This window comes from Pseudomonas sp. Pse1 (genome assembly GCF_024519635.1).
In the GTDB taxonomy this organism is placed as follows: Bacteria; Pseudomonadota; Gammaproteobacteria; order Pseudomonadales; family Pseudomonadaceae; genus Aquipseudomonas.
In genome coordinates, this window is the sequence record NZ_JALJRO010000005.1 from 246,245 (window position 1) to 259,417 (window position 13,173).

At 60.4% G+C, this 13,173-nt stretch carries 16 protein-coding genes; 9 read left to right on the plus strand and 7 right to left on the minus strand.

Annotated features, from left to right (window positions below; genetic code table 11):
* Positions 1–7 precede the first annotated feature (7 nt).
* Together NR126_RS10325 and NR126_RS10330 are read right to left on the minus strand one after the other, a co-directional pair.
* On the minus strand, positions 8–2,512 hold the full coding sequence (locus NR126_RS10325) for an ABC transporter permease (protein WP_256830156.1): 2,505 nt from the start codon (positions 2,510–2,512) through the stop codon (positions 8–10).
* Positions 2,512–3,195 carry an ABC transporter ATP-binding protein gene (locus NR126_RS10330; RefSeq protein ID WP_027620141.1) on the minus strand — a complete coding sequence of 228 codons (684 nt, stop codon included), beginning with the start codon at positions 3,193–3,195 and terminating at the stop codon, positions 2,512–2,514. The genes NR126_RS10325 and NR126_RS10330 overlap by 1 nt, the downstream gene beginning before the upstream one ends.
* Positions 3,196–3,205: 10 nt before the next feature.
* Between NR126_RS10330 and NR126_RS10335 the strand changes: the two genes are divergently transcribed.
* From NR126_RS10335 to NR126_RS10345, 3 genes are all read left to right on the plus strand, one after another.
* Positions 3,206–3,811: an arylesterase gene (locus NR126_RS10335; RefSeq protein WP_027620142.1), complete on the plus strand. Its 606-nt coding sequence runs from the start codon at positions 3,206–3,208 to the stop codon at positions 3,809–3,811.
* 58 nt (positions 3,812–3,869) lie between these two features.
* The gene (locus NR126_RS10340; RefSeq protein ID WP_027620143.1) at positions 3,870–4,163 is read left to right on the plus strand and encodes a hypothetical protein; all 294 of its coding nucleotides are present in this window, start codon (positions 3,870–3,872) and stop codon (positions 4,161–4,163) included.
* Between the two features lie 102 nt (positions 4,164–4,265).
* Positions 4,266–5,234, plus strand: a complete 969-nt coding sequence (locus NR126_RS10345; RefSeq protein WP_027620144.1) for a L,D-transpeptidase family protein — start codon at positions 4,266–4,268, stop codon at positions 5,232–5,234.
* 123 nt (positions 5,235–5,357) lie between these two features.
* Here the strand turns inward: NR126_RS10345 and oprI are convergent, their stop codons facing one another.
* Positions 5,358–5,609, minus strand: a complete 252-nt coding sequence (gene oprI, locus NR126_RS10350) for an outer membrane lipoprotei OprI (protein WP_003172710.1) — start codon at positions 5,607–5,609, stop codon at positions 5,358–5,360.
* A gap of 632 nt (positions 5,610–6,241) precedes the next feature.
* On the opposite strand from oprI, the gene NR126_RS10355 reads away from it, so the two are divergent.
* On the plus strand, positions 6,242–6,523 hold the full coding sequence (locus NR126_RS10355; protein ID WP_027620145.1) for a GNAT family N-acetyltransferase: 282 nt from the start codon (positions 6,242–6,244) through the stop codon (positions 6,521–6,523).
* 62 nt (positions 6,524–6,585) lie between these two features.
* Here the strand turns inward: NR126_RS10355 and NR126_RS10360 are convergent, their stop codons facing one another.
* Together NR126_RS10360 and NR126_RS10365 are read right to left on the minus strand one after the other, a co-directional pair.
* A complete protein-coding gene (locus tag NR126_RS10360; protein WP_256830159.1) occupies positions 6,586–7,662 on the minus strand; it encodes a 3-deoxy-7-phosphoheptulonate synthase in 1,077 nt (358 codons plus the stop codon).
* 132 nt (positions 7,663–7,794) lie between these two features.
* Positions 7,795–8,238, minus strand: coding sequence for a PilZ domain-containing protein (locus NR126_RS10365; RefSeq protein ID WP_256830160.1), 444 nt, complete (start codon positions 8,236–8,238; stop codon positions 7,795–7,797).
* Between NR126_RS10365 and NR126_RS10370 the strand changes: the two genes are divergently transcribed.
* The 5 genes from NR126_RS10370 to cysB all read left to right on the plus strand — a co-directional run bounded on the left by NR126_RS10370 (position 8,237) and on the right by cysB (position 12,191).
* Complete coding sequence (locus NR126_RS10370) at positions 8,237–8,623, plus strand: co-chaperone YbbN (protein ID WP_105753774.1); 387 nt, start codon at positions 8,237–8,239, stop codon at positions 8,621–8,623. The genes NR126_RS10365 and NR126_RS10370 overlap by 2 nt on opposite strands.
* Positions 8,620–9,579, plus strand: coding sequence for a putative 2-dehydropantoate 2-reductase (locus NR126_RS10375; RefSeq protein ID WP_027620149.1), 960 nt, complete (start codon positions 8,620–8,622; stop codon positions 9,577–9,579). The genes NR126_RS10370 and NR126_RS10375 overlap by 4 nt, the downstream gene beginning before the upstream one ends.
* A gap of 23 nt (positions 9,580–9,602) precedes the next feature.
* Positions 9,603–10,529 (plus strand): 5'-nucleotidase, encoded by a 927-nt coding sequence (locus tag NR126_RS10380; RefSeq protein WP_256830161.1) that lies wholly within the window; start codon positions 9,603–9,605, stop codon positions 10,527–10,529.
* A gap of 73 nt (positions 10,530–10,602) precedes the next feature.
* On the plus strand, positions 10,603–11,103 hold the full coding sequence (locus NR126_RS10385; protein ID WP_256830162.1) for a universal stress protein: 501 nt from the start codon (positions 10,603–10,605) through the stop codon (positions 11,101–11,103).
* A gap of 113 nt (positions 11,104–11,216) precedes the next feature.
* Positions 11,217–12,191 carry an HTH-type transcriptional regulator CysB gene (gene cysB, locus NR126_RS10390; protein WP_027620152.1) on the plus strand — a complete coding sequence of 325 codons (975 nt, stop codon included), beginning with the start codon at positions 11,217–11,219 and terminating at the stop codon, positions 12,189–12,191.
* 5 nt (positions 12,192–12,196) lie between these two features.
* On the opposite strand, the gene NR126_RS10395 is transcribed toward cysB, so the two are convergent.
* Both NR126_RS10395 and NR126_RS10400 read right to left on the minus strand, forming a co-directional pair.
* Positions 12,197–12,679, minus strand: a complete 483-nt coding sequence (locus tag NR126_RS10395; protein WP_027620153.1) for a GreA/GreB family elongation factor — start codon at positions 12,677–12,679, stop codon at positions 12,197–12,199.
* Between the two features lie 2 nt (positions 12,680–12,681).
* Positions 12,682–13,083, minus strand: coding sequence for a hypothetical protein (locus NR126_RS10400; protein WP_256830163.1), 402 nt, complete (start codon positions 13,081–13,083; stop codon positions 12,682–12,684).
* Positions 13,084–13,173 lie beyond the last annotated feature (90 nt).

Here is a 13,173-nt window from a genome sequence, read left to right on the forward strand (position 1 = left end):
GAGTCTATCAACCCTCGCGCAGGACTGTCAGCGGGCTGGCGTTCAATGCTCGTCGCGTGCCGAACACACCGGCGCCGCCGACCAGCACGGCGCCGATTACCGGTAACACGAGCAACCAGGGATGGGGCTGCCAGGGCAGATCGAAGGCGAAGCGATACAGCACCAGGCTGACCAGTTCCGATCCCAGTGCCGCCAGCAAACCGCTGACCGCACCGAGCAAGCCGAATTCGATCCGCCGAGCCTTGACCAGCAGATGCCGCTCCGCACCTAGCGCCCGCAGTAGCGCGCCCTGGCGAATGCGCTCGTCCAGCGTCGCCTGCAAGCCGGAAAACAGCACGGCCATGCCCGCGGCTAAAACGAACAGCAGCACGTACTCCACCGCCAGGGTCACTTGCGCCAGGATACTGCGCAATTGCGCCAGCAGCGCCTCGACCTGCAGGATGGTCACCGCGGGAAACGCCCGCGACAGCTCGACGATTTGCTGATCGTGACCGGCTGCCAGGTAAAAGCTGGTCAGGTAGGTTGCCGGCAGATCCTTCAAGGTGCCGGGTTGGAAGATCATGAAGAAGTTCGGCTGGAAGTTGTCCCAGTTGATGCTGCGCAGGCTGGTGACCCTGGCCTCGCGGTTGACCCCGGCGACAGTGAACACCAGATGATCGCCGAGTTTGAGCTTGAGGCTCGCCGCGACTTTGCCCTCGACTGAAACACCGGGAATGCCGTCTTCGGGTTGTGCCGACCACCAGTTGCCTTCGGTGATGGCGTTGCCCGATGGCAAGTCGGCAGCCCAGGTCAGGCTCAGGTCGCGTTGAATGGCTCGGTCGCCTTCGCTGTCCTTGCTGACGATGCCGCGCACCGGTTCGCCATTGATGCTGATCAGGCGTCCCGGTACCACTGGATACAGCGGCGCCGATTGCGCCGAGAGGTTGACCAGGCGCTCGGTAAACGCCTGCTTCTCAGCCGGCAGAATATTCAGCGCGAAGTAATTGGGAGCATTTTTCGGCAGCTGGTTTTGCCAGGTGTCCAGCAGCTCGCCCCGCAGCAGGGCAATCAATGCCATCGACAGCAGAATCAGGCCGAACGCCAAGGATTGCCCCGCTGCCGCCAGCGGATGGCGCAGCAGTTGGCCCAGGCCCAGGCGCCACGGGAGGGAGGCGCGCGCCAACAGGCGGCGCAGGCTCTTGAGCACCAGCAGCAATAATCCACCTAGCACCAGTGCGGCAATCACTCCGCCGCCTAGCAATGCGAAAGTCAGTACCAGGTCCAGGCTCAGGCGCCACATGATCAGGCCGAGCGCGGCCAGGGCGGCGCCATAAACCATCCAGGTGCTTGAGGGAATGGGCAGCATGTCGCGACGCAATACCCGCAGCGGCGGTACGCGGCCGAGAGCGGCTAAAGGTGGCAGGGCAAAACCGGCCAAAGCCACCAGCCCGGTGCCGATCCCGGCGATGGCGGGAAGCAGGCCGCCTGGTGGGACGTCGCTGGGCAATAGCTGGCCCAGCAGGGCAAAGAGCCCCAGTTGGGCGACCCAGCCGATGACGGCACCGCTGATGCTGGCTAGCAGGCCCAGCACGGCCAGTTGCAGGGTAAACAGCAGCAAGGTTTCCCGGCGCGACAAGCCAAGGCAGCGCAACAGCGCGCTGGCGTCGAAACGCCGGGTCGCGAAGCGGCTTGCCGAGAGCGCGACCGCAACCCCGGCCAGCAACACTGCCACCAGGCTCGCCATGTTCAGGTAGCGCTCGGCCTTGCCAAGGGCGCCGCCAATTTGTCGATTGCCGTCGCGAGCGTCCTGCAGGCGCTGGTTGGCCGCCAGTGCGGGGGTGACCTGTTGCCGGTAGGTTTCCAGGGCCGTGGCGTTGCCGCGCCACAGTTCGCGGTAGCTCACGCGACTGCCGGGCTGGACCACGCCGGTGGCGTCCAGGTCCGCGAGGTTGATCATCACGCGCGGCGTGAGGCTATAGAAGTTGCCGGCTCGATCAGGCTCGTACGTCAGCACTCGGGTCAGGCGCAGGGATTTCATGCCGACGTCGATGCTGTCGCCAATGTGCAGGTCCAGCGCGGTGAGCAGGCGTGCCTCGACCCAGGCTTCACCCGGCTGCGGACCACCACCGGGTTGCTCCGGGGCAAATGGCTCGGGTGCGCTTTTCAGTTGGCCACGCAGAGGGTAGGCGCTGTCGGCCGCCTTGATGCTCGACAGTTGGATGCCCTTGTCGGTGGCGATGACGCTGGAGAACTCGACGACTTGCGCATGCTGCAGGCCTAGGGTCTTGCCGCCTTCTATTTGCTCCGAACGGGCAGGTGAGCTGCCCTCAAGGAGCAAGTCGGCGCCGAGGAATTCGGTGGCGCGCAACAGCATCGCCCCGTTGAGGCGGGCGCCGAAGTAGCCAATGGCGGTGCTGGCCGCTACGGCCACCACGAGCGCGAAGAACAGGACCCGCAGTTCGCCGGCGCGGGCATCGCGCAGCAATTGGCGGATGGCGAGGCTGAACAGGCGCAACAGCGGCAAACGTGCCATCAAGGCTCCAGGGGGGCGACCATCAGGCCGGCTTCAAGGCGGATCAGGCGGTGGCAACGATGGGCCAGGCGCTCGTCGTGGGTCACCAGCACCAGGGTCGTGCCGCTTTCCTTGTTCAATTCGAACAGCAGGTCGCTGATGTGCTCGCCGGTGTGGGTGTCGAGGTTGCCGGTGGGTTCATCGGCGAACAGCACATCAGGCTCGGCGGCAAAGGCCCGGGCAATGGCCACCCGTTGTTGCTCTCCGCCGGACAGTTGGCGCGGTGAATGGCTCAGGCGTTTGCCCAGGCCGACCCGGCGCAGCAACTCGGTGGCGCGCTCGCGGGCGTCTTTGCGGCCGTCGAGCTCCAGCGGCAACATGACATTTTCCAGGGCATTGAGGCTGTCGAGCAGTTGGAACGACTGAAAGACGAAACCGACATGTTCGGCTCGGATGCGTGCACGCTGGTCTTCGTCCAGTTGGCTCAGGGCCTGGCCCGCCAGGGTGACTTCACCACTGCTGGGCAGGTCCAGTCCGGCCAGCAGGCCGAGCAGGGTGGACTTGCCGGAACCGGAGCTGCCGACAATGGCCAGGCTGTCGCCCTTGTTCAGTTCGAGGCTGAGTTGGTGCAGGATGGTCAGTTCACCTTCCGCGCTGGGAACCACTTTGCTAAGGTTCCGCGCAGTGAGAATGCTTGCGCCCATGGAGAGTCCGATGCGTGTGTGGTTTTTGAGTGCTGGCCTGGCCCTGATGTGCATGGCCCAGAACGCAGCGGCGGGTACTGTCCTGATCGTTGGCGATAGTATCAGCGCGGCTTTCGGCCTGGATACCCGGCAGGGCTGGGTTGCGCTGCTCGAACAGCGGCTGCGCGACGAGGGTTACGACGATACGGTGATCAATGCGTCCGTCAGCGGCGACACCAGTGCCGGTGGCCAGGCGCGGCTGCCGGCGCTGCTTGCAGCCCATAAGCCGGAGTTGGTAATCCTTGAGTTGGGAGGCAATGACGGCCTGCGCGGACAGCCGCCAACACAATTGCAACAAAATCTTGCATCGATGATTGATCAGTCGCGAGAGAGTGGCGCCAAGGTGCTGTTGCTGGGCATGCAACTGCCGCCCAATTATGGCCCGCGTTACACCCAGGCATTCGCTCAGGTCTACGACACCCTGGCCAGCGAGAAAAAAGTCCCGCTGGTGCCGTTTTTCCTCGAGGGCGTCGGCGGCAAGCCCGAGCTGATGCAGGCCGATGGTATCCACCCGGCGGCCGGGGCCCAGGACCAGATGCTGGAAAATGTCTGGCCAACGCTAAAACCACTGCTTTGACGCTTTTCTAGCGACGGGCTTTCGGCTAATGTGGCGCCCCCCTGATCTGGAGCCCCCGATGCCGCGTCCCGCCTGGTCCCTGTTTGCCTACCAACTGATCGAGCCTGACGAGCAGCTGGATCTGTTCGCCTGCCAGGAAGTCCGGGTGCATCTGGTGACGCGTCAACTGGAGTTAGGGGGCTCTGCCGACCGTACCCTGTGTGGCACCTTGCTGCCTGCGCAGCCACGCTGGTCGAGCGTGGACCGTCGGGTGTTCCAGGACCAGCGTCTGTGCTCGCTGTGCCGGGCGATCCTCGAATCGCAAAAGCGCGGCACTTCGCCGATCTGGCCGGAACTGCGTTTCGAACTCTAGTTCCCATGACGGGCGGACTGTCGCCCGGCTCCCCGATTGCATGAGCGTCGGTGTACAATCGCGCCTTTAATCTTTCCGTCGACCATGCAAAGGATTTTCCGGATGTTGTCGCGCTTTCCCGCTGTCGCCCGTTGCCTGTCACTTGCCGCCTTGTGCGTGGCGGGTCCCGTTGCAGCGCTGGAGCTGCCTCTGCCGCCGCCGGGCGAGGATATCGTCGGCCAGGTGCAGGTGATCAAGGCCAAGTACGAAGACACTTTCGCTGACCTGGGTACCACCTATGATCTGGGCTACCTGGAAATGGTCGCGGCCAACCCGGGCGTCGATCCCTGGCTGCCGGGTGCCGGCACCGAAATCATCCTGCCAACCCGTTTCATCCTGCCGCCGGGGCCACGTGAAGGCATCGTGATCAACCTGGCCGAGTACCGGTTGTACTACTTCCCCAAAGGCCGCAACGTGGTCTACACCTTCCCGCTGGGTATCGGCCGCGAGGGTTGGGGCTCGCCGATTGCCCATACCAGCATCGTGGCCAAGACCCCAAACCCGACCTGGACCCCACCGGCTTCGATCAAGGCTGAACACGCCGCCGATGGCGACCCGTTGCCTAACGTGGTCCCGGCCGGTCCGGACAACCCGCTGGGGCCGTTCAAGTTCACCCTGGGCACCCCTGGCTACCTGATCCACGGTTCGAACAAGAAGTTCGGCATCGGCATGCGTACCAGCCATGGCTGCTTCCGGATGTTCAACAACAACGTATTGGAAATGGCCAGCATGGTGCCGGTGGGGACTTCGGTGCGCATCCTCAATGATCCGTACAAGTTCGGCATGAGCGGCGGCAAGGTTTATCTGGAAGCGCATACGCCAATTGATGACAAGGGCAATCCGTCGGTGGTGGACAAGCACACCGCGGTGATCAACGCGATGCTCAAGCGTGAAGACATCACCAGCAACATGCGCATGAATTGGGATGTGGTGCGCGATGTGGTCGCCGCTGAAGATGGCCTGCCGGTAGAAATTGCCGTACCGAGCGGCGCTGCGCCGATGGTCTCGAGCACGCCGGTCGAGCTGCAGTAGGCCTGTCAGGAACCTGTCGTAGCCTCAGCGCTGCGGCGGGTTTTTTATTGCCTGGACGAATGCCGGGCAATAAAAAAGCCGACCCAAAAAACGGATCGGCTTGATAACAATCCCGAAGGACTATTACTTGCGGCTAGCTTTTTCCAGCATGCGCAGAGCACGCTCGTTAGCTTCGTCAGCAGTCTGTTGTGCTTTTTGAGCAGCAGCCAGAGCTTCATCAGCTTTACGGTAAGCTTCGTCTGCACGAGCTTGGGAGCGAGCTGCTGCGTCTTCGGTAGCAGTCAGACGTGCTTCGGTTTCTTTCGATACGCTGCTGCAACCGGTAGCCAGAACTGCGGCCAGAGCCAGAGCAGAGAATTTCAGAACGTTGTTCATCGTGTTCCCCTTCAAGGACTTTCTATTAAATAGCTATCACCTCAGAGTGAGGAAACAGCCGGCGTACATACTACCCATTACTTTTAGTAAGTAAACTGACGTAGAGCAAGAAGCAAAAAAAATTGTAGGCGCTGATTCTTTTTCGAGCAACTTTTAATCGTCCTGTATAAAAAGTGCGCAGCCAGGAGGCCCGTCCTCAGCGAGTCCGTTGAAGCCTGCGAGGCAATCTGATAGCAGTTCGCAGTAACGCCCTAAAGTCGCTCTATATTGATTCGTCTACACTTTTGTTGAGGAAATGTGCAGTCTCTCACGTCTGTTTTGCAGTTAGAGGTGACTTTAACTAGCGAGCTTCGTCTCAAGTCTCAATATCCGGCAATGTTCAGGCGACCGCCCACCCAGGCGTCTCGATCGAACGGCCTCGACGTGACGCGTGTCGAACCTTGCAGCAGACATCGTGACAAGCGTGCCTTGAGCATTTACGGCTTTGGTGCCTACTATTTGACACGTGCCAGGCTGCGTGAGATCGATCCAGCTTTTTCTCGGTGTCGCACAGGCACGGGGTGGCGTAGAGGTTCCTTCGCCGGACAAACATCGGTAAGGTAGGGTCAGTTGAAGACCCGCGAGGAGTAGTGATGAGCGAGGCGTTGTCCATCCACCATGACCAGGCTGGTCATCAATTCGAGACCAATGTGGACGGTCATCGTGCCTACCTGACCTATATGGACCTGGGTAAGCAGACCCTGGATATTTATCGCACCTTCGTGCCCAACGCGCTGCGTGGCCGTGGTATTGCCGCCGCGTTGACCGAGCAGGCGCTCGATTACGCAGAAAAAATGGGTTACACCGTCATCCCTTCATGCTCATACGTGGAGCGGTACATGGAGCGTCACCAGCGGCACGCCGCCAAGCTTTGATCAGGATTTCCCAATAAAAACGCCGGGCTGAGCCCGGCGTTTTTGTGTGCGGCAAATGCCGGTCAGGTGCGCTCACGTTTAGGCAGCACATCCTTGAGCTTGGCGTGCATGCTGCGCAACGTGGTTTCGGTCGCGGACCAGTCGATGCAGGCATCGGTGATCGAGACGCCGTACTGCAGCTCGGCGAGGTCCTTGGGAATCGCCTGGCAACCCCAGTTCAAATGACTCTCGACCATCAGGCCGATAATCGACTGGTTGCCTTCCAGAATCTGGTTGGCGACGTTTTCCATCACCAGCGGTTGCAGTGCCGGATCCTTGTTGGAGTTGGCGTGGCTGCAGTCGACCATGATGTTCGGTTTGACCTTGGCCTTGTTCAACGCTTGCTCGCACAGCGCGACACTCACCGAATCGTAGTTCGGCTTGCCGTTGCCACCACGCAGGACCACGTGACCGTAGGCGTTGCCCTTGGTGGTCACGATCGACACGCCACCTTCCTGGTTGATACCCAGGAAACGGTGTGGACTGGAAACCGACTGCAGGGCGTTGATCGCAACGGTTAGGCCGCCATCGGTGCCGTTCTTGAAGCCAACCGCCGAGGACAGTCCGGAGGCCATTTCGCGGTGGGTCTGGGATTCGGTGGTGCGTGCGCCAATCGCCGACCAACTGATCAAGTCCTGCAGGTACTGCGGCGAGATCGGGTCGAGGGCTTCGGTTGCGGTGGGCAGGCCCATTTCGGCCAGGTCCAGCAGCAACTGGCGGCCGATGTGCAAGCCGTCCTGAATCTTGAAGGAGTCGTCCAGGTACGGGTCGTTGATCAGGCCTTTCCAGCCGACGGTGGTACGTGGCTTCTCGAAATAGACTCGCATGACCAGATAGAGGGTGTCCGACACTTCTGCGGCAAGGACCTTGAGGCGCTCGGCATATTCGTGTGCGGCCTTGATGTCGTGAATCGAGCAAGGCCCGATAACGACGAACAGGCGGTGGTCGGTGCCATCCAGGATATTGCGAATGACTTCGCGGCCCTTGGTCACGGTGCGCAAGGCGGCATCGCTCAGGGGAATATCACGTTTGAGCTGGTCAGGGGTGATCAGCGTCTCGTTGGAGGCGACGTTTAGGTCATTGATCGGTAAATCAGCCATCGTGTTACTCGTCAGGTCACGGGTGCCGGCCGCCAGCGATCCCCGCGCGGCGGAGCACAGCATGATTTAAGCGCAGCGGGGAGCCGAACCTTAGCGCGTTAGACGGTGGCTCGACAATGGGCAGGCAGCGGTTTAATCCAGTGCAGGCATCGTAAAAGCCTGGCGAACGGTCTCGTGCGAGTACTCGCTGGCGTGCTGGTCGACCCATTGCAGGGCCAGTGCCTGGCTGCCGGGTTGTTCGCCCTGGAGTTGCTGCTGGCGGCAGTAACGTTCGATCTGGCAGACCTGCTCACCCATGCGGGCCATGAACAGTGTCTGTTCGTCGATGAAGGCGATGCCCACCAGATAACTGTGCTTGCGACGCAGGCACCAGGCTACGTAGCCCAGGTAGCAGACCTGTTCGCTCAGGGTCGGCATGCGCACTTCCAGTGCCGTTCCCTTGCGCCAGGCGCGGTGATAATTGCAAGCCACGCCGCCGAGACTGATAGTGTGCAGCTCTTGCCGAGAGATACATTCATGCTTGCGCAACGTCAGCTCGACAGGCACATCGTCAGGATGAGGAATGAAACGCCCCATGAACACGGACTCCAAATGTCGGTCATTCGACAGTGTTCCCCCCAGTATAGTGGTCGAATCGGATCTGACCGATTTTGACCTCGACCAACAGCTGTTGGCGATGAATGGTGTATCGCTGGTGATTTTCACCAGTGTCGGCTGCTCCAGTTGCCGATGGGCACGCCAGCAACTGCCAACGCTTGGGCTGGATGTCGATCGTTTGTGCTGGATCGATGCTGGCGACAACGGCGGTGCGGTCGAGCGTTACCAGGTCTTTCATTTGCCGGCGTTGTTTGTGGTACGCGACGGTGAGTTTTTTGGCGCAGTCCAGTCGCGCCTGAGCCGCAGCGAACTGAATGCGGCAGTGGGGCAGGCGCTGTGTCGTATTCCTGAGGAGTTGCCATGACAGAATCAGTAGTCAGACCGAAAATCGGCGTTATCGGAACCGGGGCCATTGGCGGCTTCTACGGCGTGATGCTGGCGCGTGCCGGTTTCGATGTGCATTTCCTGCTGCGCAGCGAATTCGCAGCGGTGGCTGAGCACGGCTTGCAACTGCGCAGCGCCGCCCATGGTGCTATCACGCTTAGTCCCGTGCAGGCTTACAGCGCGGCGCAAGACATGCCAGCGTGCGATTGGTTGCTGGTCGGCACCAAGACCACCGGCAACGCCGAGTTGGCGCCCGCGATCATCAAGGCAGCAGCGCCGGGGGCAAAAGTCCTGTTGCTGCAAAACGGCCTGGATGTGGAGGACAGCTTGCGTGATCTGTTGCCCGATTCCCTGCACCTGCTCGGCGGCCTATGTTTCATCTGCGTTCACCGTGCCGGTCCCGGGATCATCGAACACCAGGCGCTTGGGGCCGTCCACGTGGGCTATCACAGCGGTCCGGCAGGGACCGACCAGGCAGCGCGCCAGCAGATCGTGGAGCAGGGCGCGGGACTGTTTCGTGCCGCTGGTCTCGATTCCCAGGCCATGGCCAATTTGCAGCAGGCGCGTTGGCAGAAACTGGTCTGGAATATCCCCTATAACGGCTTGTCGGTTTTACTCGGTGCGAGCACTACGCCACTGATGGCGAGCGAGTACAGCCGGGAACTGATCCAGGCTTTGATGGCCGAAGTGGTGCAAGGTGCACTGGCCTGTGGGCACAGCATGGCCCCGGGCTATGCCGAGTATCTGTTCAAGGTCACCGAGCAGATGCCCGATTATTGGCCGAGCATGTATCACGACTACCTGCATAAACGGCCGCTGGAACTGGCGGCTATTTACCAGGCGCCTTTGGCCGCGGCCAACGCTGCGGGTTGTCGGTTGCCGAAAATCGAGGCGTTGTATCAAGCCTTGCGTTTTATCGATGAGCGAAACGGCTGAGGGGTTCGGCCTGGGGGAAGCAGATGGCAAAGGGCATTGATGACAAGCTGGTGCTGGCGATTTCTTCGCGGGCGCTGTTTGACCTGAGTGAAAGTCACAAGGTTTATCTGGCCAATGGTGTCGAGGCCTACCGGCAGTACCAGATCGAACATGAGGACGAGATCCTCGAACCCGGCGATGCGTTTCCTTTGGTGCAAAAACTGTTGAATCTCAACACGAGCCTGGGCAAGGCGCGAGTCGAAGTGGTGCTGGTTTCGCGCAACAGTGCCGACACCGGTTTACGTGTATTCAACTCTATCCATCATTACGGTCTGGCGATGTCCCGAGCGGCCTTTGTCGGTGGGCGCAGCCCCTATCCGTATCTCAAGGCTTTCGAGTGCGATCTGTTTCTCTCCACACACGCCGAGGATGTGCGAAGCGCGCTGGACGCCGGGTTTGCCGCCGCGACCATCCTTTCCGGTGGCGCCAGTCGCGCAGCCAGCGAGGAATTGCGCATTGCCTTCGATGGTGATGCGGTGCTGTTTTCCGATGAGTCGGAGCGGGTCTATCAGTCCGGTGGCCTGGAGGCCTTTCAAGCAAGTGAGCGTGAAGCGGCGCGTGAGCCGTTGCGTGGGGGGCCATTCAAGGGTTTCCTTGCAGCGCTCAACGCCTTGCAGCGCGAGTTTACCGAAGACAATTGCCCGATTCGCACCGCGCTGGTGACCGCGCGCTCGGCCCCCGCTCACGAACGGGTGATCCGCACCTTGCGCGAGTGGGACATTCGTCTCGACGAATCATTGTTTCTCGGCGGCTTGACCAAGTCGGCGTTCCTCGAGGCTTTCGCCGCCGATGTATTTTTCGACGACCAGGCCGGCCATTGCGAGCTGGCACGCGAGGTGGTGGCCACCGGTCATGTGCCTCACGGGATCAGTAATGAGTTGAAAGTCCGGGCCCCGACTTCCGGGGCTTGAGCGACGCATCGCACTCCTTGCAGCGCTGCTAAGCTGAATCCATCTCCGCCATCCTGGCACTCGAGGAGGTCACATGATTCGTTCGATGTTGTACGCCACTGACCTCGGCCTCTACGCACCTTTTGTCATGCAACACGCACTGGCATTGGCAAGGACATTCAAAGCCGAATTGTATGTGGTCCATGCGGTCGAACCCATGGGACTGTTTGCGGAGTCAGTATTGCAAAGCTATCTGGACGAGCAGGCCCTCAATGAGTTTCACAGTCAGGGTTTGAACACCGTGATGATCAATATTGAGCAGCGGGTGCTCGACAGCTTGCGCGAAGAGTTGGGGGAGGGGCAGCAGGACCTTGAGCTGATCCAATCGGTCAGGGTATTCCAGGGTGATCCGTCTAAAGTCATTCTCGAACAGGCTGAGAAGCTGTCGGTGGATCTGTTGATTCTCGGTAGCCATAGCCACGGGGCCGGCGGGGAGACCCCCCTGGGGCGTACGGCAGCCCGTGTGCTGCAACTGTCGAAGGTGCCGGTATACATGGTGCCGCTGTCCCAACGCCGGCGTCACGATGACATTTGAGGGGAGAGTGCTGGCCTTTTGATGAAAAAGTTCTAGATTTATTCTGCAAACCATTAATATAGTTATATATCGTCGCTGATGCCCGTGGCGTCTACCTGCTTTGAGGGATTCATATGAAGCTTCAACAATTGCGCTACATCTGGGAAGTGGCGCACCACGACCTCAACGTTTCCGCCACCGCCCAAAGCCTCTACACCTCGCAACCGGGCATCAGTAAACAGATCCGCCTGCTGGAAGATGAACTGGGTGTCGAGGTCTTCGCGCGCAGCGGCAAGCACCTCACCCGCGTTACTCCGGCCGGTGAACGCATTATCACCACCGCTGGCGAGATCCTGCGCAAAGTCGAAAGCATCAAGCAGATCGCCCAGGAATTCTCCAACGAGAAGAAGGGCACGCTGTCGATTGCCACCACCCACACCCAGGCGCGCTATGCCTTGCCACCGGTGATCAGTAACTTCATCAAGCAATACCCGGACGTTGCCCTGCACATGCACCAGGGTTCGCCGATGCAGATCGCCGAGATGGCGGCTGACGGCACCGTGGATTTTGCCATCGCCACTGAAGCGCTGGAATTGTTCGGCGACCTGGTAATGATGCCGTGCTATCGCTGGAACCGTTGCGTGGTGGTGCCGCAGGGCCATCCGCTGACCAAGCTGCCGAAGCTGACCCTCGAAGCCTTGGCTGAATACCCGATCGTGACCTACGTCTTCGGTTTCACCGGTCGTTCGAAACTCGACGAAGCCTTCAGCCATCGTGGCCTGACGCCGAAAGTGGTGTTCACCGCTGCCGACGCGGACGTGATCAAGACTTACGTACGCCTGGGCCTGGGTGTCGGGATCGTGGCGAAAATGGCGGTCGACACCAAACTCGATAACGACCTGGTGGTCCTGGATGCCAGCGAACTGTTCGAGTCCAGTATCACCAAGATCGGTTTCCGTCGCGGCACCTTCCTGCGTGGCTTCATGTGCGACTTCATCGAGAAGTTCGCGCCGCACCTGACCCGTGAAGTCATGGCCAAGGCCATCCAGTGCCATAACAAGCAGGAACTGGAAGAGTTGTTCGAAGGCGTCGAACTACCGGTTCACTAAACCCGTCAGACGACCTCGGTGACCGTGAACTGTTGCCGGGTGCCGCCTGCCAGTATCTCAACCTCGTCGCCCTCGAACTTGCCCAGCAGGCTTTTGCCCAGCGGCGAGCGGGGGCTGATGACGGTGATCAACTGCCCCACCAGGTAGACCTTCAATCCCGCTGCGTCGGGTGCCAGGAACAGCCATTGCTGGCGCCCCTGCTCATCCTCCAGAGCCATTAACGCACCGACCTGAATGCCCAACTGATCGTCATAAGGGCGCAGGCTGAGGTTCTGGCACAGCGTCAGCGCCTGGCGTATCTCCTCCACGCGCCTGGCCTGGCCGGCAGCGAGGTAGGAGGCTTCCAGGCCGAGTGTGTCGTATTTGTTTTCAGCAATGTTCTCTTCGTGGGTTGCGGTTTCGTAGGCGGTTTGTGCCGCGCGCCGGGCGATCTCCAGATCGCCTGCGAGCTGTTCCAGGATCAGGCTGTGAACGGTTTGTTTATTCATCTTCAATCGCAGAATTGCTGAACGTTGGCGCGACTTTTTGCGCTGGGAATGTTTTTGTCTTGCGCCAACCAGAACTGACACGTGGGATTGGACTCATTGCGTGGGTTGTTGCGTGCTTGTTCCAGAGACTGCTGCTGTGCCTGTTTGGCGAGGTTTTCCTTATATTGCTCGAACATCGGATTGGGCGCGGCCGACTCGATTGCGACCGGTTTGGGCTGGGCTGCCTGATGAGCGATCTCGGAAAGCGCCGCCAACTGCTCGCCAAACAGCAGTCTGGATAGCAGCCATGCTGTCAGGACAATTGCCACAAATCCCAGCCACATGCCAAGCGCGATGCTGCCGACCACTTGCAGCGGGTTGAGGGTGATTGACACGCTGCGGCGAGCGGGCGGACGGTAGGGCATGGTGGCCTCCTGGCGGGGCAATTTGGGCGACGCTGGATTGTCGCATGAAGATTAATCGACGTCGGCTCTTCTGCCCGCAACGATTTATAC

Coding starts and splice junctions, on each gene's coding strand:
- NR126_RS10325 (WP_256830156.1), bottom strand. CDS start 2,512: ATGGCACGTTTGCCGCTGTTGCGCCTGTTCAGCCTCGCCATCCGCCAA.
- NR126_RS10330 (WP_027620141.1), bottom strand. CDS start 3,195: ATGGGCGCAAGCATTCTCACTGCGCGGAACCTTAGCAAAGTGGTTCCC.
- NR126_RS10335 (WP_027620142.1), top strand. CDS start 3,206: ATGCGTGTGTGGTTTTTGAGTGCTGGCCTGGCCCTGATGTGCATGGCC.
- NR126_RS10340 (WP_027620143.1), top strand. CDS start 3,870: ATGCCGCGTCCCGCCTGGTCCCTGTTTGCCTACCAACTGATCGAGCCT.
- NR126_RS10345 (WP_027620144.1), top strand. CDS start 4,266: ATGTTGTCGCGCTTTCCCGCTGTCGCCCGTTGCCTGTCACTTGCCGCC.
- oprI (WP_003172710.1), bottom strand. CDS start 5,609: ATGAACAACGTTCTGAAATTCTCTGCTCTGGCTCTGGCCGCAGTTCTG.
- NR126_RS10355 (WP_027620145.1), top strand. CDS start 6,242: ATGAGCGAGGCGTTGTCCATCCACCATGACCAGGCTGGTCATCAATTC.
- NR126_RS10360 (WP_256830159.1), bottom strand. CDS start 7,662: ATGGCTGATTTACCGATCAATGACCTAAACGTCGCCTCCAACGAGACG.
- NR126_RS10370 (WP_105753774.1), top strand. CDS start 8,237: ATGAACACGGACTCCAAATGTCGGTCATTCGACAGTGTTCCCCCCAGT.
- NR126_RS10365 (WP_256830160.1), bottom strand. CDS start 8,238: ATGGGGCGTTTCATTCCTCATCCTGACGATGTGCCTGTCGAGCTGACG.
- NR126_RS10375 (WP_027620149.1), top strand. CDS start 8,620: ATGACAGAATCAGTAGTCAGACCGAAAATCGGCGTTATCGGAACCGGG.
- NR126_RS10380 (WP_256830161.1), top strand. CDS start 9,603: ATGGCAAAGGGCATTGATGACAAGCTGGTGCTGGCGATTTCTTCGCGG.
- NR126_RS10385 (WP_256830162.1), top strand. CDS start 10,603: ATGATTCGTTCGATGTTGTACGCCACTGACCTCGGCCTCTACGCACCT.
- cysB (WP_027620152.1), top strand. CDS start 11,217: ATGAAGCTTCAACAATTGCGCTACATCTGGGAAGTGGCGCACCACGAC.
- NR126_RS10395 (WP_027620153.1), bottom strand. CDS start 12,679: ATGAATAAACAAACCGTTCACAGCCTGATCCTGGAACAGCTCGCAGGC.
- NR126_RS10400 (WP_256830163.1), bottom strand. CDS start 13,083: ATGCCCTACCGTCCGCCCGCTCGCCGCAGCGTGTCAATCACCCTCAAC.